Source organism: Alteromonas sp. Mac1 (assembly GCF_001562125.1).
Lineage (GTDB): Bacteria > Pseudomonadota > Gammaproteobacteria > Enterobacterales > Alteromonadaceae > Alteromonas > Alteromonas stellipolaris.
Genome location: NZ_CP013932.1, coordinates 2821417 through 2846921 on the forward strand (window position 1 = coordinate 2821417; position 25505 = coordinate 2846921).

The 25505-nt window shown below is 43.2% G+C and carries 23 protein-coding genes and 1 tRNA gene; 11 read left to right on the forward strand and 13 right to left on the reverse strand.

Annotation, left to right across the window (positions count from 1 at the left end; genetic code table 11):
- The first annotated feature begins 222 nt into the window (after positions 1 to 222).
- Positions 223 to 1614, forward strand: coding sequence for an 8-oxoguanine deaminase (locus tag AV939_RS12035; RefSeq protein ID WP_057791075.1), 1392 nt, complete (start codon positions 223 to 225; stop codon positions 1612 to 1614).
- 27 nt (positions 1615 to 1641) lie between these two features.
- On the opposite strand, the gene AV939_RS12040 is transcribed toward AV939_RS12035, so the two are convergent.
- From AV939_RS12040 to AV939_RS12065, 6 genes are all read right to left on the reverse strand, one after another.
- The gene (locus AV939_RS12040) at positions 1642 to 2601 is read right to left on the reverse strand and encodes a nucleoside hydrolase (RefSeq protein WP_057791073.1); all 960 of its coding nucleotides are present in this window, start codon (positions 2599 to 2601) and stop codon (positions 1642 to 1644) included.
- Between the two features lie 10 nt (positions 2602 to 2611).
- Positions 2612 to 3793, reverse strand: a complete 1182-nt coding sequence (tsgA, locus tag AV939_RS12045) for an MFS transporter TsgA (protein WP_197427677.1) — start codon at positions 3791 to 3793, stop codon at positions 2612 to 2614.
- Between the two features lie 100 nt (positions 3794 to 3893).
- Positions 3894 to 4955 (reverse strand): MBL fold metallo-hydrolase, encoded by a 1062-nt coding sequence (locus AV939_RS12050; protein ID WP_057791070.1) that lies wholly within the window; start codon positions 4953 to 4955, stop codon positions 3894 to 3896.
- Between the two features lie 85 nt (positions 4956 to 5040).
- A complete protein-coding gene (locus tag AV939_RS12055; protein ID WP_057791068.1) occupies positions 5041 to 6177 on the reverse strand; it encodes an FAD-dependent oxidoreductase in 1137 nt (378 codons plus the stop codon).
- A 283-nt stretch (positions 6178 to 6460) separates the two neighbouring features.
- Complete coding sequence (locus tag AV939_RS12060; protein WP_057791066.1) at positions 6461 to 8470, reverse strand: alpha/beta hydrolase family protein; 2010 nt, start codon at positions 8468 to 8470, stop codon at positions 6461 to 6463.
- A gap of 3 nt (positions 8471 to 8473) precedes the next feature.
- Positions 8474 to 9013, reverse strand: a complete 540-nt coding sequence (locus tag AV939_RS12065; protein WP_057791064.1) for a hypothetical protein — start codon at positions 9011 to 9013, stop codon at positions 8474 to 8476.
- Positions 9014 to 9333: 320 nt separating this feature from the next.
- On the opposite strand from AV939_RS12065, the gene AV939_RS12070 reads away from it, so the two are divergent.
- The 3 genes from AV939_RS12070 to AV939_RS12080 all read left to right on the forward strand — a co-directional run bounded on the left by AV939_RS12070 (position 9334) and on the right by AV939_RS12080 (position 13421).
- Positions 9334 to 11268 carry a methyl-accepting chemotaxis protein gene (locus AV939_RS12070; protein ID WP_057791062.1) on the forward strand — a complete coding sequence of 645 codons (1935 nt, stop codon included), beginning with the start codon at positions 9334 to 9336 and terminating at the stop codon, positions 11266 to 11268.
- 153 nt (positions 11269 to 11421) lie between these two features.
- The gene (locus AV939_RS12075) at positions 11422 to 11718 is read left to right on the forward strand and encodes a hypothetical protein (RefSeq protein ID WP_057791060.1); all 297 of its coding nucleotides are present in this window, start codon (positions 11422 to 11424) and stop codon (positions 11716 to 11718) included.
- 200 nt (positions 11719 to 11918) lie between these two features.
- Positions 11919 to 13421 carry a catalase gene (locus tag AV939_RS12080; RefSeq protein WP_057791058.1) on the forward strand — a complete coding sequence of 501 codons (1503 nt, stop codon included), beginning with the start codon at positions 11919 to 11921 and terminating at the stop codon, positions 13419 to 13421.
- A 192-nt stretch (positions 13422 to 13613) separates the two neighbouring features.
- Here the strand turns inward: AV939_RS12080 and AV939_RS20290 are convergent, their stop codons facing one another.
- The 3 genes from AV939_RS20290 to AV939_RS12090 form a co-directional block, all read right to left on the reverse strand.
- On the reverse strand, positions 13614 to 13751 hold the full coding sequence (locus tag AV939_RS20290; protein ID WP_167347523.1) for a hypothetical protein: 138 nt from the start codon (positions 13749 to 13751) through the stop codon (positions 13614 to 13616).
- Between the two features lie 420 nt (positions 13752 to 14171).
- Positions 14172 to 14621, reverse strand: a complete 450-nt coding sequence (locus tag AV939_RS12085; RefSeq protein WP_057791055.1) for an NfeD family protein — start codon at positions 14619 to 14621, stop codon at positions 14172 to 14174.
- 2 nt (positions 14622 to 14623) lie between these two features.
- Entirely contained in the window at positions 14624 to 15568 is a 945-nt protein-coding gene (locus AV939_RS12090; protein WP_057791053.1) for a slipin family protein, read from the reverse strand.
- A 285-nt stretch (positions 15569 to 15853) separates the two neighbouring features.
- Between AV939_RS12090 and AV939_RS12095 the strand changes: the two genes are divergently transcribed.
- The 6 genes from AV939_RS12095 to AV939_RS12120 all read left to right on the forward strand — a co-directional run bounded on the left by AV939_RS12095 (position 15854) and on the right by AV939_RS12120 (position 19314).
- Positions 15854 to 16186 (forward strand): PadR family transcriptional regulator, encoded by a 333-nt coding sequence (locus AV939_RS12095; protein WP_057791051.1) that lies wholly within the window; start codon positions 15854 to 15856, stop codon positions 16184 to 16186.
- 3 nt (positions 16187 to 16189) lie between these two features.
- Complete coding sequence (locus AV939_RS12100; protein WP_057791049.1) at positions 16190 to 16675, forward strand: hypothetical protein; 486 nt, start codon at positions 16190 to 16192, stop codon at positions 16673 to 16675.
- 139 nt (positions 16676 to 16814) lie between these two features.
- The gene (locus AV939_RS12105; protein ID WP_231701209.1) at positions 16815 to 17411 is read left to right on the forward strand and encodes a Crp/Fnr family transcriptional regulator; all 597 of its coding nucleotides are present in this window, start codon (positions 16815 to 16817) and stop codon (positions 17409 to 17411) included.
- An 89-nt stretch (positions 17412 to 17500) separates the two neighbouring features.
- Positions 17501 to 18127 carry an NAD(P)H-dependent oxidoreductase gene (locus AV939_RS12110; RefSeq protein WP_057791046.1) on the forward strand — a complete coding sequence of 209 codons (627 nt, stop codon included), beginning with the start codon at positions 17501 to 17503 and terminating at the stop codon, positions 18125 to 18127.
- 19 nt (positions 18128 to 18146) lie between these two features.
- The gene (locus AV939_RS12115) at positions 18147 to 18584 is read left to right on the forward strand and encodes a DMT family transporter (protein WP_231751120.1); all 438 of its coding nucleotides are present in this window, start codon (positions 18147 to 18149) and stop codon (positions 18582 to 18584) included.
- Positions 18574 to 19314 (forward strand): GNAT family N-acetyltransferase, encoded by a 741-nt coding sequence (locus tag AV939_RS12120; RefSeq protein WP_061997732.1) that lies wholly within the window; start codon positions 18574 to 18576, stop codon positions 19312 to 19314. The genes AV939_RS12115 and AV939_RS12120 overlap by 11 nt, the downstream gene beginning before the upstream one ends.
- Before the next feature lie 224 nt (positions 19315 to 19538).
- Here AV939_RS12120 and AV939_RS12125 read toward each other — a convergent pair.
- The 4 genes from AV939_RS12125 to apbC all read right to left on the reverse strand — a co-directional run bounded on the left by AV939_RS12125 (position 19539) and on the right by apbC (position 23129).
- Positions 19539 to 19615, reverse strand: a tRNA-Pro gene (locus AV939_RS12125).
- A gap of 130 nt (positions 19616 to 19745) precedes the next feature.
- The gene (locus AV939_RS12130) at positions 19746 to 21155 is read right to left on the reverse strand and encodes an SLC13 family permease (protein WP_057791040.1); all 1410 of its coding nucleotides are present in this window, start codon (positions 21153 to 21155) and stop codon (positions 19746 to 19748) included.
- A gap of 74 nt (positions 21156 to 21229) precedes the next feature.
- Complete coding sequence (gene dcd, locus AV939_RS12135; RefSeq protein ID WP_057791038.1) at positions 21230 to 21826, reverse strand: dCTP deaminase; 597 nt, start codon at positions 21824 to 21826, stop codon at positions 21230 to 21232.
- A gap of 160 nt (positions 21827 to 21986) precedes the next feature.
- Positions 21987 to 23129, reverse strand: coding sequence for an iron-sulfur cluster carrier protein ApbC (gene apbC / locus AV939_RS12140; protein ID WP_057791036.1), 1143 nt, complete (start codon positions 23127 to 23129; stop codon positions 21987 to 21989).
- A 106-nt stretch (positions 23130 to 23235) separates the two neighbouring features.
- Between apbC and metG the strand changes: the two genes are divergently transcribed.
- Entirely contained in the window at positions 23236 to 25263 is a 2028-nt protein-coding gene (gene metG / locus AV939_RS12145) for a methionine--tRNA ligase (RefSeq protein WP_061997733.1), read from the forward strand.
- Positions 25264 to 25505 lie beyond the last annotated feature (242 nt).

Genomic DNA, 25505 nt, shown 5'->3' on the forward strand with positions numbered 1-25505 from the left:
AGCGTAATACCATAACAGTACAATTCTCCCTTTGTAGAAGCGCTTTAAATCGAACCTAAAATGCATTAGCATTACCCACCTACATTGCGTTAATTGTTGAAAGCTTTTGCTAACTAGTAGCGTTAATTAGCAGTTGTTTGATTAAACAAACGCTCCCTGGATCAGCAGACAGGGCATAACTGAGCTGGCATCTTTAATTTAATTATTTTATGGAGCCAAGTTATGCCTGAATTATCGCCCTTAGATAAACCTCAAGTTAAGTCTAGATCTAAAAGCCTTTGGATTAAAAACCCGCAAGCCGTTTTTACGGGAAATGATCTCGATGCCGCCGGTGGCATTGTGGTGCAAGGCAGCAAAATAGTAGAGCTTGTGAGTGCTGGTCAAACTCCTATAACCCCTATTGATGAAACAGAAGATGCATCTCAGTTAGTTATGCTTCCTGGGCTTATTAATACTCACCATCATTTTTACCAAACACTTACCCGTGCTTGGGCGCCTGTGGTTAATCAGCCGCTATTTCCATGGCTTAAAACCTTATATCCAGTATGGGCAAAGCTTACCCCTAATGCATTGTCGCTAGCCTGCGATGTGGCGTTAGCTGAACTGTTACTGTCTGGATGCACCACCACTACCGATCATCATTATTTATTCCCTACCGGCATGGAAGATGCCATAGACGTGCAAGTAGATTCGGTAAAACGTATGGGTATGCGCGCCCTACTTACGCGAGGTTCAATGAGCTTGGGTGAAGATGAGGGCGGGCTACCTCCACGCCACACCGTTCAAAGTGGTGATGCAATACTAAAAGACAGCCAACGGCTAATAGATACCTACCACGAACGTGGTGACGGCGCGTGGATGCAAATAGCCTTGGCACCCTGCTCTCCTTTCTCGGTTACCCGAGAAATAATGGCCGACAGCGCGCAACTGGCAAAAGACGAAGACGTGCGTTTGCATACCCATTTAGCCGAAACTCTCGATGAAGAAGACTTCTGTTTGAAAATGTTTGGCATGCGCACCGTCGATTATTTAGAAAGTGTGGGCTGGCTAAGCGATAGAACCTGGTTGGCACATGGTATTCACTTTAACGAAGATGAAATTCGCCGCTTGGGCGCAGCGGGCACAGGCATTACCCATTGCCCTGTTTCTAATATGCGCTTAGCCTCTGGCATGTGCCCTACCCTCGAACTGATTGAAGCGGGTTCACCTATTGGATTAGGTGTCGATGGTTCAGCTTCAAACGATGCATCGAACATGATGTATGAAGCCCGCCAAGCACTTTACTTACAGCGCTTAAAGTATGGTGCAGCGAAAATCACCCCAGAGCTTATTTTGGGCTGGGCGACTAAGGGTTCTGCATCGCTTATTGGGCGAAGTGACATTGGCGAAATTGCCGTAGGTAAACAAGCCGACCTTGCCTTTTTCAAACTGGATGAGCTGCGCTTTAGTGGCAGTCACGACCCTATTTCTGCGCTGCTATTATGCGGTGCGGATAAAGCCGAACAGGTTATGATTGGTGGAAAATGGCGGGTAAAAGAAGGGCAAATTATTGGGTTAGATACCCAAACGCTCATGGCGCGCCACCGTGCAGTGGCGGCGCAACTCGTGAGTTAACTTAACTGGAAAAAAGTAACACAACAACTAGCCTGCTTGGCTAAGTATATCTTTATACTTAGCCAAATAAGCATCTACATCTACATTTGAACAAACCGACTGTGCTGGATAATCGGCCCACTCATCGATAGGAAAGCGCTTTTCTACAGTTTTTTGCATAGTATGGCCAATAGCAGGGCCTTCTGTGACAACACGAATTGGGCCATCTACAGTTTCAAATAGTTGCGGTGCTATCACCTGCATAATTGCTGATGAGTCGTGCACGTATATACCATCAACTTGGTCGGTCTGTTGATGGAAGTTCGCGTAAAAGCGGGTAATATCATAAATGAACGGCCCATATATAGGCGAACATTCAGCAAGGCTTGCCAAATAATCGTTACTCATTATCACCTTTTTAGTAACGTCTAGCCCCACTACAGTTACGGGCCAGTCAGCGGTAAGCACTTCGTCGGCGGCATGAGGGTCGCCAATAATATTCGCTTCGGCAAAGGGGGTAACGTTGCCTGTATTACCATGATAACCAAACGCGCCGCCCATGATCACCACACGTTTTACTAACTTGATAATTTCAGGGCATTTACGAAGCGCCAGTGCTAAATTCGTCATACGGCCAACAGCCACCAATGTAATCTCACCTGGGCTGGCTTTCACTTTTTCAATAATATAATCGTGAGCGGCAAGCGACACTTCACTTGGTAAGTCGGTTTCGTCTACCTCAATGTTGCCCAACCCGTTATCGCCATGAACAAAATCGGCTGGCTCGTCTACCGGAATGACGAGCGGCTCTTTTGCGCCCCGGGCAACATCGGCGCTTAAATTGAAGCGTTTTTTAAGATACAAAGCATTACGCGTGGCGGTGTCGATATTCGCATTACCAAAGCCGGTGGTAATGGCCACCAAATTAATATCAGCACTTGCTTGTGCAAACAAAATCGCCATCGCATCATCAATACCTGGGTCGGTATCAAAAATAATCTTTTCCATTTTTTATTCCTTAAGCGTGGGCGCGCAGCTCACGTTTCTCCAACAATAAACAAAGACCGAATACAAGCGCCACAAAGGTATAGCCTACCCATGTCATGATAATTGCGCTTTGAATGCCAAATAACTGCACTACCCAACCAGATAACATGGGCGCAATTGTGCTGCCTACGTTGCCACTGAATAATAAAAAAGTGACAAGCACCGCGGGCGCTGATACAAGCTGCTGGGAGCCAACAGATATTGCAATTTTATAAATACAGGTAGTGATAAAACCAAATAGATAACTGGTGAACAAAAACCACTCGACAGAAGATGCCAGCACAAATGTTAAGGTAATCAGGCTCGCCAAAACCGAAACCATCATCAATAACATGCGCTGAGGAACTTTGTTAACAAAAATAGCCGCGGTAATTAAACCAAATATAGACATGCCCCAATAATTTCCCACTGCTTGCGCCGAAACTTTTTCGCTTACCCCAAATGCATGTTGTAAGTAATTAGGTGACCAAGTTAAAAAAGTGGTTTGGGCAATTAAATAAGCACATACGCCCAACGCGATCAAACACACCCTAGGGGTTAATACGCTTTTAAATTGTGAGAATGCAGAGGCAGCATTGGTATCGTCCGCCTCTGTGGCAGGAAAGCGAACAAAAAATAACATTGCCCACAGAGCAAGTGCCAGCGCACCTACAGCCCCATAGCTATAAACCCAATCAAGTTGCACAGCAATAATCGCTGCCGCTAAAGAAGGGAAGATAAATCCTGCGGCGCTGAACGCGCAGTCGGTGGCTAAAAATGCCGACGCTCTTTTTGCTTCATGATAAATTTTCGATAAAATGACCGCCCCACCAGCAAGGCCGCAACCACAGCCAACTCCAAGACCCCAAAGCAATACGGCAAGGGGCCAATACGAAGTAGGCGCTACTACAACCAATACCAGCATGATCAACAAAAATAGCGTGTAGTTTGCAATCAGTACTTGCTTCAGTGAATGGCGAGCATACAAAAATAATGATGCGAATGTACCACACAGCGCGCCGCCAGTAAGCCATGAGAACACACTAACGGTGGCTGCTGGTGTGGCATTTAGCGAAGACGATACTGCATTCAAAATAATGCCAATTTGGGTAAGTAAACCCGACATTATCATGTAGCTAATGAACGCTATTGCGGTAAGGAAAACTCGATTCAATTCTAAAGCCTAGGTGTTAGTAGTACTCTTTTATACCTAGTTAAAACCGAAACAACAATGCCACCCACAAAAATATTGACCATTTAGTCAAAAAACAGCTTTATAGTGATACTACCTGACCTTGTTTCGCTAATATAAAGTTAAAGCCTAATGCGTTATCACTTTCTAATTCTTGCGTAATTACAGCGCGCGGTTCAGCCCCACTTTTTAAACTGTATTTAATATGGCTGATGATAATTTTCATGTTGGTAAGCTGCGCTTTATCTTCTACTAACCCGTGAAACTTGGTGAGTTCTTGCATCAACCATTTAGGTGTAAGGTGGCCGAATAACAGGTTATCTGGGCGTGAGTTATCGAACGACACTTCAATAGAAATACCGCGAAGGGTTTTATGCTGCATTTGCTGCGCGAGATAACGCCATACTGTATCTAGCTTTCCTTGCTTTTCTACTTCATCGGGCCCGGTATCACCAAAATACACAAACATATCGTTATTATGCTCAATCACAAATGCAGTGGACTCTAATGGATGGCTTAAGCTGAAGGGCGTTACCGTTAGTGCGGTATCTTTAATTTCTACCGTTTCTTGAGGCGCTAGGTCGATAACGTCGTACTTATTTAACATTGGCGCTATGCCACGGTTGGTGAAATTAGCCCATGCCTGCCAGTTAAAATAAGTATCGCTCATGGTTTGGTTTACAGACGAAAGCGCATAAATAGGCTTGCTACTGTCATCAGGGGAGGCAATCAATAATCCGGCAACGTGGTCGAGATGACCATGGCTAAGCAAGTAAGCTTTAACGTGATGATGCAGAATATTACCGTTTGGGTTTAACGCAGAATCTGGTGTGGTAGTTAAGCTATCAAACGCATTGTTTTGAAGCGCCACGTTAATACCATTCACTAATGACCCCGCGTCTAAACCAATGAAGTTTTCATCGTTTACACTGCGTAGTAAAAACGAACTTAAATTACCGTCTTCAATACCGCCCGTATCGCCTAAGGTAATAAGTTCGAACACCGGTGACATACTGCTATTCGTTTGTGTTTGAATGTCTTGTTGAGCTTGGGTGTGATTGGCTTGGGTGTGATGAGCCTGGCTTTGATTAAACTGACAGGCGCTCATTATCAAAATAAGCAGTAACGTACTTATGTATTTCACGTAATTTTCCAAATAAATTGTTTACCGTTAGCGAGTGGGCTATTTTAACATCGAGTTATTAAAGTGGGTTATCGCGCCCTTCTCACTACAAGGTTGAAAAGAAAGCTTGGCTTTCACTGACTATGCGCGCCGTTTCAACAGGGTCCGGCTTAGTAGTCCAGTCGTTCAGCTTGAAAGTCCCGCCTAAAATCATATAGTCGTTTCTAGAGAACATATACAGAACATCTGAACCGCCACCTACCGTTAAATAGTCGACGGCGGGGTCTGGCGGTAACAATACCAGCTGCCCTTTGGCGGGCATAATACCTTCATCGTTAAATAATGCTCTTGAGCCCAACCCTGTGCAATTAAAAACAATAGGCTCGGCAAGTGAATGTATGTCGTCTTTATCTTTAAAGTCACGAATTATAAACTCACCACCCGATAATCGAATATCGGTCACTAAGCGCCTTAAAAAGGTAGTGGTTTCTACCAACATAGTGGCAGATGATGTGCAGTAATCGGTTGGAAATGGGTGCTGCGCTGGCCCATACACGTGTGTGTAAGGGTAGTATTGCCTAAACGGTCCTTCACCATCTGGCTCTGTGTCTCCGGCGGTATATAATTCTTTCCATTGAATGCCGTAATCCTTGCCCACCATTTTCGCAAAAGTGCTGTGTGCGATTTTTGCTGCTTGCTGTAATTGGGTTTTAAACGTGCTGCTAGATACCAAGGGGTCGTGCACACTGTATGGCCCCCATTCTCCGCCCGCCACTTGCGACGTTGTAAAGCGCGGCATCGCTTTGGTGTACAAGGTCACTTTCCAACCCGCTTCTTGCAACAAACGGGCTGTGGTTAACCCCATTACTCCACAACCGATAATAGCCGCTTCTTTAGTTTCAGAATTAGCAACTTCATTCACTGCCAGTGCCGAAGAGCCCCAAGATAGGGAAATACCACCGCCTCCATGCCCGTAATTGTGCACCAAGGTTTTATTCCCGAATGCTTCACTTCGCACCACAAAACCTTCAGGCCTATAAGGTCGATGCCCCACAATTTCAGTCACGATATTATTGGCAGAAATTTTAGGTGCCACCATGGGCTTGCGGGAAAATGGGCGCTGAAACCCTTTGTTCGTTGTGGTTTTAGTTGGTGATGCAGTGCACGCGGCAAGTGATGCTGCTAATGTACCCGCGCCAATACCTTGCATAAACGCTCGGCGTTTTAGTGGTTTGTTCACCATGCCCATTCCTCAATTTGTTTTGTTCTGTTTTGTTCTGTTGTGTTCTGTTTTGTTTGATTTTTTCTCAGGCTTCAATGCGAGACACTAGGTCTATAGTGCAAAGTAAAATGGAAGAAAGCAAAACACTTGCCAAGGGCATTGATTTACAGTGAAAAATAAAATAAAGGAAAAAGAAATAGAGAAAAGTGAAATAGGAATCGATGAAATCAAAAACGATGAAGCAATATCGCTAAAACACGGGTTATCTCGAAGCGATAACCCGTGAACAAGCGTAAGTAGAGAATTAGTGATTAAGAACGGGCTGCTCTTCTTCAAGGTGCGTACTAAGAAACTCAATGAGTGCGTTGTAATATACCGCCGCATCATCAGGATCTGAAAAGCCGTGTCCCACGTCGTCCATCACCATCCACTTATGTTTTATACCATGGTCTTTCAATGCAAAATGCAAACGATAAGAATGCTCGATATCGACATTATTATCATCTGTGCCATGGGCAATAAAGACAGGCTTTGTGATACCTTTAAATTGATATAAAGGAGAGTATTTAAATAGCTCATCTTGCTGAGTTTTAGGGTCGCCCATTATCTCTGTCAGTGCTCGCATCATGCCATCCCTTTGGGCATCGCTTCGTTGGAACCGTAAAGCAAGATCGGTAACACCAGCAAAAGACGCTGCACACTTATAAAGCTGAGGGGAGCGAATAACACTGTACAAGGCTGAATAACCGCCGTAACTGCCTCCCACAATACACACTTGGTTCGCATTTACCTCGTAGTTATCTTTAGTGAAGGAGAGCGCTTGCTCAATATCATCTTCAATAAGCCGCCCCCACTGCTGAAGCCCCTGTTGTTTAAATGCCTTCCCATAACCAGCAGAGCCTCTGTAGTTAACTTGCAGTGTGGCAAAGCCTGCATCAACTAATACTTGTATATTGCCCGAATAATGACGGGAGTCACTTACGCCGATAGGGCCGCCATGAGGAATAACCACCAATGGAGGATTTTGGGTACTTGGCAGGGTTAAGAACGCTTCTAGCGTTACCCCATCTTCCGCTTCTAAGCGCAGTAGTTTTGTTTTACTAAGCGACTTATTGGAAAGCCAAGGATACAAATCAATAAGGTGACTGAAACTGTCAGTAGTTCGATTGTAATAGTAAGTTTGGCCCGGGTTCGCGCTGTCATCAGCCACGAAAATAATATTATTCCCCGACTTATCCATATCTACTGCATAAACCCCTTCGATTTTCGTTGATTTACTGAGCCTAGTGGTTAGCGCGTTGTAGTCGTCAGAAAAATAGACCTGCTTCGCCATGCCTTTTTCAATAAAAGACACACCGATGATATCTTTCGTTTCAGGATGCCTAATGGCAGCAGTTAAATCGTAAAATGGGTGCTCAAAAACAACCTCAGCAAATTGTTGAGATTCAATATCGAAGGTACGTAAATTGATTTTGTCGCTATTGTGATTGGTGAGCAAAAGTAGTTTTTCAGCATTACCGCCAACGACTTTAAGAACATCACCTTTTTTACTTTCCCACACAGACTTGTAACGGTATTTCTTGGGCTTGCTTCCTGTTCTTGCAAACAGCTCAGTGACGTCATCAACGGTTCTTGTGCCAGCTAATCGCCAACCTTTACTGTCAAAGACCCAATTGTGAAGTTTCGGCCCTGTTTTATTAAGTCGTAGTTTTCTACGAAAATTTGACTCAGAAATCTTTTCAGTAAGATCTAGCTTAAACAAGTCTATGTAATAATCGTAATCATCAGAGTGTTCATAACGAGCAAAAATAGCTTTGTTTGTCTGATTAGGCAATGTATCGACCCAATAACCATTTTGCGAAATATAGGAAAGTCTAAAAGCGGGGTTAGGCTGTTGACTTCTGTCTGCGAACTCAACAAGAACATAGCGATGGAAGCGGCCGTTAGAATGTTGCTTAAGTGAAAGAAAGCTATCTGAAAGCCACTTTAATTCATAAATTTTATTATGATGGGTTTCCCAACTCATTATCTTGTTTTTATGTTGAACTTGAAGTTGCTGACGCTCGAACGTTATTGGATCGTCCATAGTGCCCCTTTTCAAGTCGTAGATAATAAGGTCGTAGGTAGCTTCTTTAGGTTCAATAAATGCTACCGCTGTGCCTGAAGGGTTTATTGAAAATAATTTGTACTTAGACGCTTTGAAAAAGTCGCTTATGTTTTCACCATCGGCTTCTTTATCTTCAGCCTGAACTGGTTCGCACAGTAATACTAAGCTTGAAAGTAATGCCAAGAATATCAATTTAAAATGTGACATATTTTACTCCCCCCCTTTTAATGCGTGGGTGAGATAAAAGTCGATATAGTGATCGTTCGGATAAATACCGTTTACTACATCGAATTTGCCAATGTAACCTGGGTGATCTTGCTCAAGAATTTTGAGAATAATCGACGCTCTGTTTAGCTGTCTCACCTGAAGTCGGCTGCCCAGCTTTTCAATCATTAGTAGGCCAGTGTAGTTCAACACACCAGGCTTTACGGAAAAGGTTAAATTATCGTCAGATAAATCGTAATAAACCTTTAGTAAATTACCATTCTTTAAAGAACCGGTACGCTCGTATACTTCTGTCCACGAATAGGTACCTGCTGGCATTTTTATAACTTCGATATGTTGGGAGTAGTTTAATGGACCAAACGTATGTTTGTTTCCGAAGCTATTGCCTTTTAAAACAATGCTTTCTGAGTAGCCTTTAGAATACAGTGCAATGGCAACGTATCCTTCATCAGGCCCAAGGGGTTCTATTTCTGAAAATGCCTCAGCAGAAAATAAGGCAAGTATCGCTAGTAAAATAGCTTTCACGCAGTTCATTCCTTTGATTTTTTCTAGTTATTTTTGCCTGACACTTTACTTAACTGGTGAATAATTTCAACGGTGTTTTATACAATATAAAAAATCGGCTCTGTTCGTGCCTGGGCACTGAAGCTTCGTCTATACTATTATCACTAGAGGTGTCTAATGTTGACTTACTCATTTTTGCTTAATTAAAAATACGATTGAGTTTTGTCAGCTAAACGCGCGGTTTAAACAACCATTCATATTTATTAACTCATTATGAAATATACAAAAAATAAGGTTGAACACAGCTTTTTTGATTGTTATTTCAGGTGTAAGAGGCAGCTATGGCCCCCCCGGTAACAACGCCCAAAACTATTCGCAAAATTTTAATTCAATCTATCAGTTTAATGGTGGCTATAACTGGGCTAGTTATCTCTAGTTATTTATGGTTTTCAATCAATTCAGACATTAAGCAACAAGCTATAGAAGAGCGACAAGAGTTAAAACATGAATTGTTAGGCCTGCTAGATATCACCGATAGCTTAATGAAGCAGCAAGTGGATGCTGCGCTAAATGTATTGATCGCCAATACACAGCGCCTAGGAGAACCAAGAATTGTCACGAACTCAGCTTCCACTCCCTCGTTGTATTTTGGTGACATTCTAATTAATGATTCAAATGCGCTGGTGGATGAAGTTACTAGGCAAGTTAATGGTACTGCTACCGTTTTCGTTCGTGAAGGCGATGATTATAAGAGAATAGCCACCAATGTGACCAAGCCTAATGGCCAGCGGGCAACAGGTACACTGTTGTCTAAAGGCGGTTTGGCGATGAAAGCCATCAACAATAAGCAAACCTTTGTTGGCCAGGTTGATATATTAGGTAAACCATACATTACTGCATATCGCCCTATCATAAGTAACGCAAACGAGGTAATTGGTATTCTCTATGTAGGCTATAGCGCAGATATTAGTACCCTTACCAAAGCCATTAATAATGCCAGTGTGCTATCTGAAGGTTATGTTGTACTTAAAGATGATAAAGGCAGAATTCGCGCTCACAGCGACAATATCAGCGAACAAGAAATTAGCGCAAATGCTAATGAAAGTGCGCGTTGGGACATTCAGTCTTATCCGTTCGAAGCGTGGCGCTACAGCCTATCAATTGGCTATTCTAAAGATGAAGTAGCTACTCGCGTTATGTCGAGATTAGGTATTTTATTGGTTTCACTTTTTGTAGCCTCTGCGCTACTGATTGCTATTTTGGTGTGGCTGATTAACCGTACTGTTTCAACGCCACTTAATGCGTTAACCAGACGTATAAGCGACTTAACTGGCGATGATGGCGACTTAACGCAACGTTTTGCAACGGGCCACACTGAGGAAATTAACGATATCAGTAACAGCTTTAACCAGTTGTTAGACAAACTGCAGACCACAATCTCTGAAACGAGAAAATCCACTCAGCAAATTTCGTCGAGTTGCTTACAACTTTCTGATATTTCCCGTCGCTCAAATCAAGCAGTATCTAAACAAGTGATGGAAACTGAACAGGTGGCTGCGGCTATCGCGGAGCTAAACGCCACTGCACAGTCTGTCGCGCAAAGCGCTACTACCGCCGAGACCCTTTCGGTAGAAATAACGGGGGTTGCTGGCTCTACCCGAGACTTAGTGGTAAATACATCAAATTTAGCGAAAGAACAACGTGCTGCATTAGTTGAAACGGCTCAATATTCTGACAACCTTACCCAACTTTCTAGCAATATTGGCAGTGTACTTTCTGTTATTGAAGCCATTGCAGATCAAACCAACTTACTGGCTCTAAACGCGGCCATTGAGTCGGCAAGGGCTGGTGAACATGGACGGGGGTTTGCGGTGGTCTCTGACGAAGTTAGACAACTGGCCGTGAGAACTCAAGAATCGATAAAAGAAATCCAGAGCAATATTTCCAAAGTGCAAAATGCGGTGGTTTCAGTTAATACCTCAATTACTGAGTGCTCCACATTATCAGAAGATGTAGAGGCCCAATGTGAACGTATCGCAAACGAAATCACGAATCTAAACGACAGAATTGACAGCATTCGCAACACGAATATTGAAATGGCAAGTGTAGCAGAAGAGCAAAGCCAGGTAACCGAACAACTGAGTGTAAATATTGAGACCATACGCGAGTCTGCACAAGACAGTGCTCGTTATGTAGAAGAAACATCGAAATCGGCACAAACTACGTCTGACACTGCAGTTTCAATAGACAAAGCACTTAGTCACTACAAAGTATAATAGGAAAACCGGTGCCAACGGAAATCCCCGCACCCAATTTAAAGACCCTTTTATTATTTCATTAAACTGAAGCAAGCCCAGGCTACCGCTGGCTATTACTTAAATAGTGTCACTTTTTACAACGCCCTTAGCTAAAACGAGAAGGCACCAATATTGAGATACTTTGCATTTTCATTTTTATTAATAACGCTTTCAGCAAATAGCTATGTTTTTGATCCCAAGCAAGCACGTCAATCGCACAAGGTTATAGTGGAATGCAAAGACATCGCGTGGTCAGACGTTCAAACCCTTGTAGAACCCTATTTATCCGACGATCTTAACGCTGCCCTTGTTATGCAGGGGCAAAGTGCTAATTACAAAGTGTCGTTAGCTGCCGAACAAGTTATTGGTGAACCGGTTCCCGACATAACTAAAACTCTACTGGAATCTATCATAGCCGCAGATTGTTAATGTGATAAGCCTCGTGATAACTAAAAAAGTAAGTAAGATTCCCTACCCCGCTTCAGAATTTATTCTTTATCTGCGTAATCAATTCTAAACTCTTTTACACAATGTGCCGTAGCAATATTGAGCCCTAAATCAAAATCAAGGTCAGCGACCATGATTGCAACGGAAACTGGCTTTATTTAAAGCCCTGAAGGATATTTACAATGGCTAAAAGACCCCAATTAACAACATCAGCTGGCGCCCCAGTGGTAAGTAACGAAACAACCAAAACCGCAGGAGAGCGCGGCCCAGCTCTTCTTCAAGATTATCAGTTGCTAGAAAAACTAGCCCATCAAAACCGAGAACGTATTCCAGAGCGTGTTGTTCACGCTAAAGGCTGGGGAGCACAAGGTACTTTCACGGTTACCCACGATATCACCGACTATTCTTGCGCCGATATTTTTTCACAAGTAGGCAAGCAAACTGAAGTGCTAAGCCGATGGTCAACCGTAGCAGGTGAGTCTGGTGCGGCTGATACCGAACGCGATGTGCGTGGGTTCAGTCTGAAGTTTTATACCGAGCAAGGCAACTGGGATATGGTAGGTAATAATACCCCAGTGTTCTTCGTTCGCGATGGCTATAAATTTCCTGACTTTATTCGTACTCAAAAACGTCACCCGAAAACTAACCTTCGTTCACCAGAAGCTATGTTTGACTTCTGGGCAGGCCAGCCAGAAAGCGTACACCAAGTCACTATTCTTATGTCCGATAGAGGTATTCCTGTCTCGCCAATGCATATGAATGGTTATGGAAGTCACACTTTCAGCATGTGGAACAAAGACGGCAAACGCCATTGGGTGAAGTTTCACTTCAAGACCCAGCAAGGCATTAAGAATTACACCAATGAAACGTCTGAAAAAATTATTGGTAGTACCCGTGAGAAGTATCAAGAAGAGTTGTACAACGCTATTGATGAAGGCAATTTCCCTAAATGGACCATGTACATTCAAGCCATGCCAGAGGAAGATGCTGGCAAGCAAGCCTTCAACCCTTTCGACTTAACAAAAGTATGGCCACACGACGATTATCCGCTTATTCAAGTAGGCGAACTGGAAATGAACAAGAATCCAGAGAACTATTTTCAAATGGTTGAAAATGCGGCGTTCAGCCCATCTAACATCGTTCCAGGTATTGGTTTCAGCCCTGACAAAATGTTGCAGGCACGTATCTTTTCCTATGCTGATGCCCACAGATACCGTTTAGGTACGCATTACGAAGCACTACCTGCCAATGCGCCTAAAAACAGTAAGGTAAACCACTATCATAAAGACGGTGCTATGCGCTTCTTTACCAACGATTTTGGCAACCCTGATGCGTATTACGAGCCAAACCAACACGAAGGCCCTGTGGCAGATTTCTCAGTTAAAGAACCACCACTTCGCATTGACGGTGATGCAGACAGATATCATCAAGAAGATGCGGATGTTGATTACGTTCAACCCCGTAAACTTTATGAGATGTTTGATGACGCACAAAAAGAGCGTATGTATAAAAACTACGCGGCGGCCATGGGTCCATGCTCAGATAGCGTGAAAGAGCGCTGGTATGCGGTGTTAGAAAAAGTACACCCAGATTATGCAGCAGGTGTGAAACACGCTGTTGAAACCTTGGATACCGACGTTAACACAGTACCTATTACTGAAAACACGCCGATTGAAGATAACTAATTTCAATCGGAAACGTTTCAATTAACGTTACGCTTCTATAGAAGCGTAAAGCCCCTAACACGAAGTGTTGGGGGCTTTTTTGAGATTCAAAGTAAATAAGAAAAAATCTTAATGATGCGCAAAGGTTGAACTACATCATGCCCAACACTATATGCCCACGACTCCCGCATTTGTCGCTAGGTTTTAATCGGGCTATTTCTTATCAGAACGCTCGGCTCTTTTCTTTTTCTTCCGCTCGTTTTTATCGGTTACGATCTTAATCGCTTCTTCTTGCGTTAAGTTAGGGTGTTTAGCCACTATTTCTTTAACTCTGTCATCAAATTTTGTCATTTATAAATCTCATATTTTGTATGTTCAATATTACAGCGGTTCTAGCTTTCAACGGGAATAGATGTGTAGCGGTTCAACTTCTTGCCGAGTTTGCAACTTAAGGCAAGATAAGGAAAAAGCGCATGCTTTATACTCAGATGTCTTCGCACGAATAAACTAGAACAACACCTTATGCGTGATAACACTATTTTACATCAAACACGAAGATAATGATGTCGAAATCGAGTTAAAATTTGAGAGGGGTTTAGTGGAGGCTTTGTGGGATTAATTTTGTGAAGACTAATTTTTTGGACAGCCACCGCCAGTATTTAATGGAGAAAAAAGCCTTAAGGAGGAAAACGGTAGGTGATAAGAGGATCAGAGTACTTTGAAACCGTAAGTTAACTCTGACCCTTTTTTACTGCCCCTTTTTAGCGATTGCTATGCCGGTTTAACGTGTAGAACACCGACTTCAACTTTCACCACTTCAGCCGTTGCACCTTTTTTTAGAATAGACGAAGACTTAACAGACCATACCACGCCAGAAAAGCGGGCTTTACCTGGCTCACCAGGCGCTACATCACTTTCTAATTCGAATTGGGTACCAATCCAGTCGGATTTTACTTCTTTCGGCGCTCGATCTCGTTGTAGTAGCTTCATTGGCCGCCACAGCACAAAGGTAAGTACCGAATCGATAATCGCTATAGCTATAAATGCGTCTAACAATTCCTCATCTAAAATCCCGATATACATAAGGCCCGACGCGAGCATCATAGAGATACCTAACGTCAAAAGTAATATGGTGGTGAACCCCATCATTACTTCAAGAATAAGCAATGCTAAGCCTATGCCGATTAAAAAATGAGGTAAATTGGTAAACATATTATCCATTGCTATGCCTTTTTGCCTATTGCGTTCGCAATTGTCATTGCTTGCGCTACAACACTGCCTATTTCTGTCCCGCTGTCTGGCAACAAAACAATTGAAGACTCTTTAGCAATTTTCTCTTTTGCTTGAATAGCGCCTTTTGCCAGCTCAAGCTGCACCGCTTTTTGGCCCTCTTGTGTGGCTGCCGCTTTACCAACGGTTTCGATGGCCTCGGCATCCGCTTGTGCAACACGAATAATAGCCTGAGCCTCACCATCGGCTTTCAGTATTTGTTCTTCTCTGTCAGCTTCAGCGGCAAGCACTATTGCTTGTTTATCACCTTCGGCACGGTTAATAGCCGCTTGACGATCACCTTCAGACTCTAAAATTTGCGCGCGCTTCAATCGTTCCGCTTTCATTTGCTGTTCCATAGCATCTAGTACTGAATTCGGCGGATTAATATCTTTTAGCTCGTAACGTAACACCTGAACGCCCCACGGAGCAGCGGCTTCATTAAGCGCAGACACAATATTAGTGTTTAACAAGTCTCGCTCTTCAAAGGTTTTGTCTAACTCCATTTTCCCGAGCTCAGAGCGCATGGTGGTTTGGGCCAACTGCGTTACGGCAAATGTATAGTCTTCTACACCGTAAGTGGCTTTGTAAGGGTCGACGACTTTAAAATACAATACGCCATCAACGCTTAATGTGATGTTGTCTTTCGTAATTGCAGACTGTTCAGGTACGTCACCCGCCTGCTCTTTCAACGAGCGATTTGCCGCAACAGTATCAATAAAGGGCACGATAAAATTTAGACCGGCTTCCAAAGTGGTGTTGTACTTACCAAAACGTTCGATAATGTACGCGCGGTTTTGAGGTACAAATTTTATTGAGGATTTAAGGCCAATAACAATAAGCACAAGTAAGATGACTTGATACGAAAACACGTAGTCTAAAACGGTTTCTAATTCCATTTATGTACTCCTAAACGATTACTACAACTGCTTGTAATTAGCTTTTATATCACAAAATGAAATCACAAAAAGCAGTTTAATTGTCAGGAAATGTAACGATTGGGTCGAGCGACTTTATAGCAACCTTAATGACACCCACCGTAAAGAACTAATCAAATATTTATCAACTAAACACATTATTTTCTATTACTTTTTAACAGCTTAGCCTCTGCTTAAAAAACAACCATTGCTATACATAGAAGTATTATGTAACTTATACATAACACTCCTATGCAAAGAGACGCTATGGCTTCAACAATTGCAAAAGACTTAGTCGCTGCCTCAGCTACGCCGTTGATCCTCTCTATTCTGAAGAATGGTGATAGTTACGGTTACGAAATTATTCAGCAGGTAAAAGCGCATTCAAACGGTTTGCTTGAATGGGCAGATGGAATGCTATACCCCATTTTGCATCGGATGGAGAAAAACGACTTCATTGAATCCTATTGGGGTAAGGCCGATACGGGTAGAAAGCGGAAGTACTACACCCTGCAGGATGAAGGCCGCAAAGAACTACTTAAGATGCAAGATCAGTGGCATCAGCTATACACTTTACTTATGTCTTTCAAAGGAGAATAAGGCATGTTTGATCTCGATAACGCTGTTGAAAATTGGTGCAATAAGGTTGTCTCTCACAATATCTGGGATGCAGATAAAATTGATGAATTGAAAGATCACCTATATTGCATAATCGAACAAGATGTAAATTCGGGCACCGATGAAAAACTCGCTTTTGAAAAAGCAACCAGTGATTTGGGCTACCCCGAAGCAGAAATTAAGGCGTCTTCTGGCCGAGCCAAAATTATCCAAAGAATATGTCGAGTATTAAATAAAATTGAAGGCAATTCCTCATCAGATTCACCATTGGTGATAGGTCACGCGATAATATGGGCTAGCGTAATGCTTGCAATGGCGCTAGTTGTTAAAGATAAAGACGCTAATGGGGCTGTATTATTGATTTTACTATTAGGGTGGTTTGCCAGCTTTACCATTCTTGACGGTACGAAAACTTCAGCAAAAAAAGAGTGGGCTTGTTTAAAACGCTTCGTTGAACGGAAATTGTCTTAATTCTCCGACTTGGTGGGTGTTAGCGTGATGTTAGTATTGTTGGAAAAGTAGAGCAAAGGCTTAACCCCACTATAAGCGATATCATTAATAAAAATAAAACCGTCACGTTTTTGCAGAAATTAGTAAAGGGCCTCTTTAAGTGAAGAAAGAAAGTTTTGAAGCGTTAAAAGTTGTTATGGAAAGCTACGCTCCCCTATCAAATGAAACCTGGGATAACTTCTCCAATCTTTGCAAAGTAAGAACATTAAAAAAGGGAGCTCTTCTCTATGAAGCGGGAAAACATCCAAAAAGTTTTGCTTTTGTGGTGAAAGGGCTGGTCAGAGGGTATGTTATTAATGAGCAAGGGCAAGAATACAATAAAAACTTCTTTGTCGAAGGGCAGTTTCCCGGTTCAATGACAGCCCTACTTACCTCGCAACCTTCTCGTTTGGCATTTGAGACTGTTGAAGACAGTCTGTTGGTGGAAATCGATTTTGCAGGCTTTCGCCAATTACTTTTTTCCAATAACGAGTTGATGAAATATCAAATCATTTATCTGGAAAAAAATTGGTTACTGCACAAAGATGCTCGAGAAATAGAATTAGTTCAGGATAATGCCACGCTACGATACCAGCAATTTACCTCTGAGTTTCCCAACTTGGCGGACAGGCTGCCACTATACCAAATTGCTTCACACCTCGGCGTAACGCCAACACAACTAAGCCGGATACGCAAAAGTCTCAATAATGAAAAATAACTTTCAAAATCAACCTATGTAAAGGAAGTACATTTCATACCCCGATAATCTTAGTTGAAGTACAACAAAGACGACATACGGGATATGACATGAATGTAATAAACGCATTAAACTGGCGCTATTCAGTTAAAAGTTTTTCCGAACAAAAGCTACAGCAATGGCAGTTGCGCGAACTCCTTGAAGCAACTCGATTGAGCCCTTCTTCTTACGGACTTCAACCCTATAAGGTCATCGTTATAGAATCAAAAAGCGTGAGGCAGCGTTTATTGCCTTTTGCTTATGGTCAAGAGCAAGTAATTAAAAGCTCTCATTTACTGGTATTCGCTGCCAGAACTGACATTGGTTCCCACTTAGTCAGTGACTATATTCAGGAGGCATCGAAAAATAATGATACGTCTTCTGAATCTCTAACAAGTTTTGCTGCAATGGCTGAAAAAGCGCTAGAAACTATGAACACAAAAGAAGGTTTGCACTGGGCACAGCAGCAGGCTTTTATTGCACTAGGAAACATGTTGACCAGCGCAGCTATGATGAAAATTGATACTTGCCCAATTGGGGGATTCGACGCTCAAGAATTTGACGCCATACTTAATCTTACAGCCAACAACCTCGCTTCCACGGTTATTTGCCCTATTGGTATTCGTGACCCAAATGATAAATACAGCCAACGCCGCAAAGTTCGTTTTGATCATCAACATCTAGTAATGGAGATATAATATGTGGGCCTTCCCTGCATTGGCTGTACTAGCCGGTGCCGCTATTACTTTTCAGGCCAGTATGAACGCCCGTTTGGGAGTTCTTCTTAAAAACCCAGTGCTAGCGACAGCAATTGCGTTTTTATTTGCCTGCTTTTTTACATTATTGTTTATGCTGATAAATCAAAGGCAACTTCCGGTATATGCGGATATCAGGTCTATTCCAACTTATTTATGGTTTGGCGGCATTCTCAGTGCATTTGGTGTTGGCAGCTATTATTATCTGATCCCGAAAATGGGTGTGGGCAGCATGATGTCTTTTGCACTGAGCGGACAGTTAATTCTTGCAATTATCGCTGGGCATTTTGGATGGTTTGAGCAACCAATTAAACCTATTACTCCCAAAGTTATCATTGGTATTTTCGCCATGGTACTTGGCATTAACCTTATAAACGGGGGGACGAGAAATGTCTATTGATCAACAGAACATTCATAACCTGACCGCGTTATGGAATAAATACGGCACAAAGTCCATTGCTCATGAGGGAAACAGTACATTACTGGCAACCCTAGGGTGGCCTTATCGCAGTTGGTTGGAAGGTGAAAACAACCTATCGCTACAAATATCTGCTACTCCTAAAAGCCACCGAATTACCTCTTGGCCTTACCCCTTGCCTAAAGCAAATAATGTGGCGTCTATTTCTCGCTTGGACGAAAACTGGCCTTTAGAGTTTGAACAAACAGCCATGTATCTGAAATTGAATGAAATTACATTGCCAACTGAACAACAAAACAACCTAGATTTACGCATAGTCAAAGATGCCGAATCCCTAACTCAATGGTTGCAGATAAGTAGTGAAGCGTTTGGCTACGAGATGGATCAAGAAGTGTTTAAGCCTTTATTGACTGACTGTGACATCGAAATTTATCTAGGCTACCTTAACCAGAAACCTGCCGTAAGTGCCTTACTCTATAAGACAGGCAACGTCACTGGACTACATCAGATGGGTGTCAAAAAAGCTTTTCAAGGCCAAAACGCAGCAAAAAGCGCCATGTATTTGTTACTTGCTCGTGCGCAGCAACAACGGTCTGAATTTATGGTGTTACAGGCATCTAAAATGGGCCTTCCTCTTTACCTTAAGCTTGGCTTTCAAGCGCAGTTCAAACTATTAAACTTTCATTTTGTTGAAGAGAATAGTGATGCGTGATGAATTACAGCGCTGTGACCGAGGCTTACAGAACAAAATTGAAATGATATCAAGAAGCTCGGATGGTTTTAGATACGTTGAAAATTACAGAATGAGAGTGATGACCCATTGTGCACATCGGTTAACGAATAGGATGCTGTTATCAATCGAGTGAGGTGGATGCTGATCCCTCATTGATGGGGTAGAGCTGTAAAGGCTATAAGCGTCATGAAGAAAGGAGAAGTTGGTCGGTGTGAGAGGATTTGAACCTCCGACCCCTGACACCCCATGACAGTGCGCTACCAAGCTGCGCCACACACCGACCGAAAGAGCCGATAAGTCTACTTATTTTTAGTCACAATGCAACGACAATTGTGCAAATCCTTGGTTAAGCGCTTAATTGCTAATCAGTTTTTAAAATAAAACTGCACATCCGGTGTGAAACATCATTTTTATAACGTTAAATAACACACTGCGGTTACTACCAAAGCAACAATCACGTTTAGTACTATGCCCTCTCGCGCCATGGTTTTTATATCAAACTTTTCGGTGGCATAGGCTATTGCATTTGGTGCGGTTGCCACTGGCAGCATAAAGGCGCAACTGGCGCTAATAGCAGCGGGGATCATCAGCAGTTTAGGATCTACGCCTACCGCAAAGCCTGCTGCTGCCAATATTGGCATAAGTAGTGTGGCTGTAGCGGTATTCGATGTTATCTCGGTTAGGAAGGTTACAAATAAACAGATACCCAGAATAAGGAAAATTACTGGTAAGGTTGAAAGCCCAGTAAGCCACTCCCCCATTAAAACGCTTAAGCCCGATGATTTAAACGCTTTGGCAATGCAAATACCACCAGCGAACAATAACAACATGCCCCAAGGAATATTATTGGCGGTTTTCCAGTCGAGTAATTTATCGTGTTGGCTTTTGCGCGTTTCGGTGGCAGGCGTTGTTTCACCGTTGTTGGTCATGAACATGGCGACCACACCAGCTACTGCAATGGTGCTATCGCTAATGGTGGTAATGCCTAACCACGCACTCCAAAAAGGCCTAAATACCCACGCCATAGCGACAGTGCCGAATATTGCCAAAACGCGCTTTTCAGCTACTGTCCATTTGCCCGGTTGAGGTAACGCAATGTTACCCACTTGCGTTAATCCCCTCGCTAGCCACAACGCCATTAACGGAATAGAGACTAGTACAATGGGTACCCCAGTTTTCATCCACTCAATAAAGCTGTACTCATGTCCTTGGGTTTCTTCGTAAACACTCATAAAGATTATATTGGGCGGCGTGCCAATGGGCGTGCCCACGCCGCCTAGGCTTGCGGCATAAGCAATACCTAAAATAAGTGCCACACCAAAGCGGGGATTTTCCATAGCATTAATAATTGCCATGGCCATGGGTAGCATCATCAAAATGGTAGCAGTGTTGCTTATCCACATGCTTAAAATAGCGGTTGTCAGCATAAAGCTTAAAATTAGCTTTAGTGGGCTACCTGCCCCAGTTACCCGCAACATGTAAATAGCGAAACGTTGATGCAGGTTAGCTTTTTCTAACCCTTTCGACAGCATGAACGCGGCCATTAGTAAGATAATAACGTGGCTACCTAGCGACGAAGCCGCTTCGGTATGCGTTAACACACCAGCTAGAGGAAAAAGTGCAAATGGAATGAGTGAGGTTGCGGGTATGGGCAACGCTTCCGTTACCCATAATATTGCCACAAACAAGGTAATGCCTGCGGTAAGTGCAATATCAACGCTTATATTTGAAAAATAAATACCTGAGCCAAGCGCTAGCGAAGTAACAAGGGCAATAAGAATAATAAACGAGCTTTTGTCGAACGGCTTATTAGATCTCATTGCATACCCTTTTTTTATACTTTACTTCATGTTTTGCTACATGCTTTCTTTATATAGTTTACGCGCTAAAGATTTTATGCGCTGTTTTTATCGTCTGACGATATACGACTAGCTACGGCACCGTCTTGCCCTTTATATTTGGCATCTACTCGCGCGTTGTAGGGCTTCTCGGCGGGGTTCGATAACACTTCAAAGCTTAACGCACCAATTTTCATTTTCGGGCGAAGGGCTAATGGCAATTTTCCACTGTTATAAAACTCCAGCACGATATTGCCCGACCAACCTGGATCGATTCTGTGTGCAGTTACATGCACCATTAAGCCTAAGCGTGCTAGCGATGAGCGCCCATCTAGCCATCCAACAATATAATCAGGCAAGGTAACCGATTCATGCGTAATGGCCAATGCAAGCTCCCCTGGGTGCAAGAAAAATGCTTTGCCTTCTGGCAGTTCAATTTCGTCACTCATTACGTGATCTAGCGCTTCTTGCACTTGCGCTTTAGGCCCACTTAAATCGATGTAAGGTGCTTGATGGTCTTCAAATACGCGAAATTTATTACCTAGGCGAATATCTACTGTCACCCCACTAATTTCTTCGTAGTCGGGTGTTGGGTCTATTTTTATTTTCCCAGCTTTTAAATGTTCGTATATATCGCGGTCGCAAAGGCGCATGAGCGGTAAGTCCTTACTATAAAGTGTGCGGTATTATGCGTATGTAGCTCACACCAATCAACTGGCTATAAGCTCTATTTACTTTAAATACCAAAATTAATAACTGAAACGATTAAAAGTGACTAATTTCTGTTTAGGTTTGTAATTTATAGCTTGCCGTCTAAAGCTTTCTGGCTACGCCAATGGGGTCGCCTTTAATATGCTTGTTTTGCTGCGTTCTAGGGGCAACGGTTAACGCTAATTGCATCGATAATGCTCTAGCTGCTTCGCGGTAGCTTTCACTTAATGGGCTATCTGGCGCACTTACCAACAATGGTGTACCCGCATCGGCGTGTTCGCGTACGGTAATATCTAGTGGCAATTGGCCTAGCAGCGGCAAACCGTGTCGCTCGGCCAATATTTCGCCGCCATCTTTTGAAAATACATAGTCTTTGGCGCCACAGGCGCGGCATTGGTAGTAGCTCATGTTTTCAACTAACCCTAATACCGGCACACCGACTTTTTCGAACATGCTAATGCCTTTTTGAGCATCGGCCAGGGCTAAATCTTGTGGTGTGGTAACTACTACCGCAGCTGTCAGCGGCACTTGCTGTGCCATAGTAAGCTGAATATCACCTGTACCCGGTGGCATATCTACAATTAAATAGTCGAGTACGGGCCACAATGTTTCATCGATAAGCTGCTTTAATGCCCTGCTTGCCATTGGGCCTCGCCATACCGCAGCGTCTTCTTGAGGCACTAAATAACCAATGGAATTTGCTACCAAGCCATGAGCACTTAACGGCTGCATATGTTTATTATCACTGCTATGCGGGTGCGCATCGGTATTGCCCAGCATAATAGGCACCGATGGGCCATAAATGTCAGCATCCAAAATGCCTACATTGGCTCCTTCCTGCATAAGCGCGAAGGCCAGATTAATACTGGTGGTCGACTTCCCTACCCCACCTTTACCCGAGGCCACGGCAATAATATTTTTAATATTGTTTACAGCGGGATTTTTAGTTTCGCCCGACGCTATATGTTGGCTAACGATGAGTTGCTGTTCGGTAAGCTCGCCTTTTAACGCTTCTAGCACGTGGGCTTTTACGTTCGCTTGCTGGGTTTTATAACAAAACGGTAAGCTGATGGTAAATGCGTTGGCAGGGTTTGTGTCGTCAACTTTTACTGCATCAGTGGCTTTATCTACATCCAACTTATCTGAGCACCATTTCGCGGTAATGGTGGCTTCAACACTGAAGTAGCTGGCTAAAATAGCGGCAACTCTGTCGATGAGTAGCTTAGCTTTACGGGAAAAGAACATAAATTATCCTGTCTACGGGGTATTTTGTGAATTTCGTAATGCAAAAAACGCGGATTTCCGCTAGTATTTGCAGCCATTTTGAAACGCGAAGAATCTATACGTAATTATGTCTGAAAATCGCCGCATTCTGGTAACCAGTGCGTTGCCCTACGCCAATGGCTCTATTCACTTAGGCCACTTGCTTGAACACATTCAAACCGATATCTGGACACGGTTTCAGCGTCTGCGTGGAAACGAATGTTACAGTGTTTGTGCCGATGATGCACACGGTACGCCTGTTATGCTTAAAGCGCAGGAACTGGGTATTACGCCAGAAGAAATGGTTGCAAGAACCCGTGCAGAGCATCATCAAGACTTGCTCGATTTTCACGTAGAGTACGACAACTACTATGTAACCCATTCGCCTGAAAACAAGGCCTTGTGTGAAGAAATTTACACCCGTTTAGATAACGCCGGTTACATTAGCAAGCGCACTATCAATCAATTATACGATCCGCAAAAAGAAATGTTTTTGCCAGACCGTTTCGTTAAGGGTACATGCCCAAGCTGTGGTGCTGAAGATCAAAACGGCGATAGCTGTGATGTGTGCGGTGCTACTTACAGCCCTACTGAAGTTAAAAACCCTCGCAGTGTGGTATCTGGTGCTACGCCAGTATTGAAAGAATCTGAACATTTCTTCTTCGACCTACCTAAGTTTGAAGATATGCTGAAAGGCTGGATCCGTTCTGGCGCTTTGCAAGAAGAGATGGCCAATAAACTACAAGAGTGGTTTACCGAAGGCTTGCAGCAGTGGGATATCAGCCGTGATGCGCCTTACTTTGGATTTGAAATTCCTGGTGCACCGAATAAGTTTTTCTATGTGTGGGTAGATGCCCCTGTTGGTTACATGGCCAGCTTTAAAAACTTCTGCGACCAAAACAATCTGGAATTCGACGATTTTTGGGGCGCAGATTCAGAAGCCGAGCTTTACCACTTTATCGGTAAAGATATTACCTACTTCCACTGCCTATTTTGGCCTGCCATGCTAGAAGGTGCGGGTTACCGTAAGCCTACTGGTGTGAATATTCACGGTTTTGTTACTGTGAATGGCGCGAAAATGTCTAAATCTCGCGGCACCTTTATTAAAGGCCGCACTTATTTAGACCACTTGAACCCAGAATATTTACGTTATTACTTTGCGTCTAAGCTTGGCGATAGCGTAACGGATATCGACTTAAACTTTACCGATTTCGCACAAAAAGTGAATTCAGATTTAGTAGGTAAAGTCGTCAACATTGCTAGCCGTTGTGCCAGCTTTATTACTAAGCGCTTTGACGGCAAATTGTCTGACAACATTTTAGAACCCAAGCTTATTGCCGAGTTCCAAAATGCAGCCGACACTATTGCTGACTTATTCGAGCGCCGTCGTTACCACCAAGCGATACGTGAAATCATGACATTGGCCGATAAAGCCAACCAATTCATCGATACCAATGCCCCTTGGGTAACGATAAAAGACGAAACCAAACAGCAGTTCACTCACGATGTATGTTCGTTGGGTATTAATATGTTCCGCCTGTTGGTCATTTACTTAAAACCTGTGCTTCCAGTACTGGCAGAAAAAGCAGAAGGCTTCTTGAACGATGAGTTTACTTGGTCGTCTCTTGAAACCGTGCTAACTGGCCACGCTATCAACAAGTTTAAGCCGATGATGCAACGCGTAGAAATGGAGAAAGTAGACGCCATGGTTGATGATTCAAAAGAAAACCTAGAGCCAACAAAACCAACGGTTAGCCCAGACAGCCCGTTAGGTAAAGATCCTATTAGCGAGACAATCTCGTTCGACGACTTCGCTAAGGTAGACTTACGTATTGCACGTATTGCTAACGCTGAACATGTTGAAAAAGCCGATAAGCTTTTGCGACTTGAATTAGACTTAGGCGGCGAAACCAAGCAAGTATTTGCTGGTATTAAGTCGGCCTACTCGCCCGAAGCGTTAATTGGAAAGCATACCGTGATGGTAGCTAACCTAGCACCACGTAAAATGCGCTTTGGTATGTCTGAAGGCATGGTATTAGCTGCTGGCCCTGGTGGCGATGAGCTTTATATCTTAGAGCCGCACGAAGGTGCATTACCTGGTATGCGCGTTAAGTAATATGTAGTTACTGCCTTGGGCAAGCCAACCGCTATAAAATTTGAAAGCCGTGTTGATAATCTCAACACGGCTTTTTTGTTTTTGGGAAAAAGATGGGCGTGTTCTTGTTTCTCTGCTTAATTTAAACATGAGTCTAAAATTGGACATCCATGTTTTAACGTCACTCAAACGATGCAGATCAATTGTGGACACCCACTTTTGGAACAGCCAGCTGAATTGTGGGTGTCCAAGTTTCAACTTAA

Excerpts from the sequence above, each read along its gene's own strand:
- AV939_RS12035 (WP_057791075.1), top strand. The coding sequence starts at position 223 with ATGCCTGAATTATCGCCCTTAGATAAACCTCAAGTTAAGTCTAGATCT.
- AV939_RS12040 (WP_057791073.1), bottom strand. The coding sequence starts at position 2,601 with ATGGAAAAGATTATTTTTGATACCGACCCAGGTATTGATGATGCGATG.
- AV939_RS12055 (WP_057791068.1), bottom strand. The coding sequence starts at position 6,177 with ATGGTGAACAAACCACTAAAACGCCGAGCGTTTATGCAAGGTATTGGC.
- AV939_RS12060 (WP_057791066.1), bottom strand. The coding sequence starts at position 8,470 with ATGTCACATTTTAAATTGATATTCTTGGCATTACTTTCAAGCTTAGTA.
- AV939_RS12070 (WP_057791062.1), top strand. The coding sequence starts at position 9,334 with ATGGCCCCCCCGGTAACAACGCCCAAAACTATTCGCAAAATTTTAATT.
- AV939_RS12080 (WP_057791058.1), top strand. The coding sequence starts at position 11,919 with ATGGCTAAAAGACCCCAATTAACAACATCAGCTGGCGCCCCAGTGGTA.
- AV939_RS20290 (WP_167347523.1), bottom strand. The coding sequence starts at position 13,751 with ATGACAAAATTTGATGACAGAGTTAAAGAAATAGTGGCTAAACACCCT.
- AV939_RS12085 (WP_057791055.1), bottom strand. The coding sequence starts at position 14,621 with ATGGATAATATGTTTACCAATTTACCTCATTTTTTAATCGGCATAGGC.
- AV939_RS12090 (WP_057791053.1), bottom strand. The coding sequence starts at position 15,568 with ATGGAATTAGAAACCGTTTTAGACTACGTGTTTTCGTATCAAGTCATC.
- AV939_RS12095 (WP_057791051.1), top strand. The coding sequence starts at position 15,854 with ATGGCTTCAACAATTGCAAAAGACTTAGTCGCTGCCTCAGCTACGCCG.
- AV939_RS12100 (WP_057791049.1), top strand. The coding sequence starts at position 16,190 with ATGTTTGATCTCGATAACGCTGTTGAAAATTGGTGCAATAAGGTTGTC.
- AV939_RS12110 (WP_057791046.1), top strand. The coding sequence starts at position 17,501 with ATGAATGTAATAAACGCATTAAACTGGCGCTATTCAGTTAAAAGTTTT.
- AV939_RS12120 (WP_061997732.1), top strand. The coding sequence starts at position 18,574 with ATGTCTATTGATCAACAGAACATTCATAACCTGACCGCGTTATGGAAT.
- AV939_RS12130 (WP_057791040.1), bottom strand. The coding sequence starts at position 21,155 with ATGAGATCTAATAAGCCGTTCGACAAAAGCTCGTTTATTATTCTTATT.
- dcd (WP_057791038.1), bottom strand. The coding sequence starts at position 21,826 with ATGCGCCTTTGCGACCGCGATATATACGAACATTTAAAAGCTGGGAAA.
- apbC (WP_057791036.1), bottom strand. The coding sequence starts at position 23,129 with ATGTTCTTTTCCCGTAAAGCTAAGCTACTCATCGACAGAGTTGCCGCT.
- metG (WP_061997733.1), top strand. The coding sequence starts at position 23,236 with ATGTCTGAAAATCGCCGCATTCTGGTAACCAGTGCGTTGCCCTACGCC.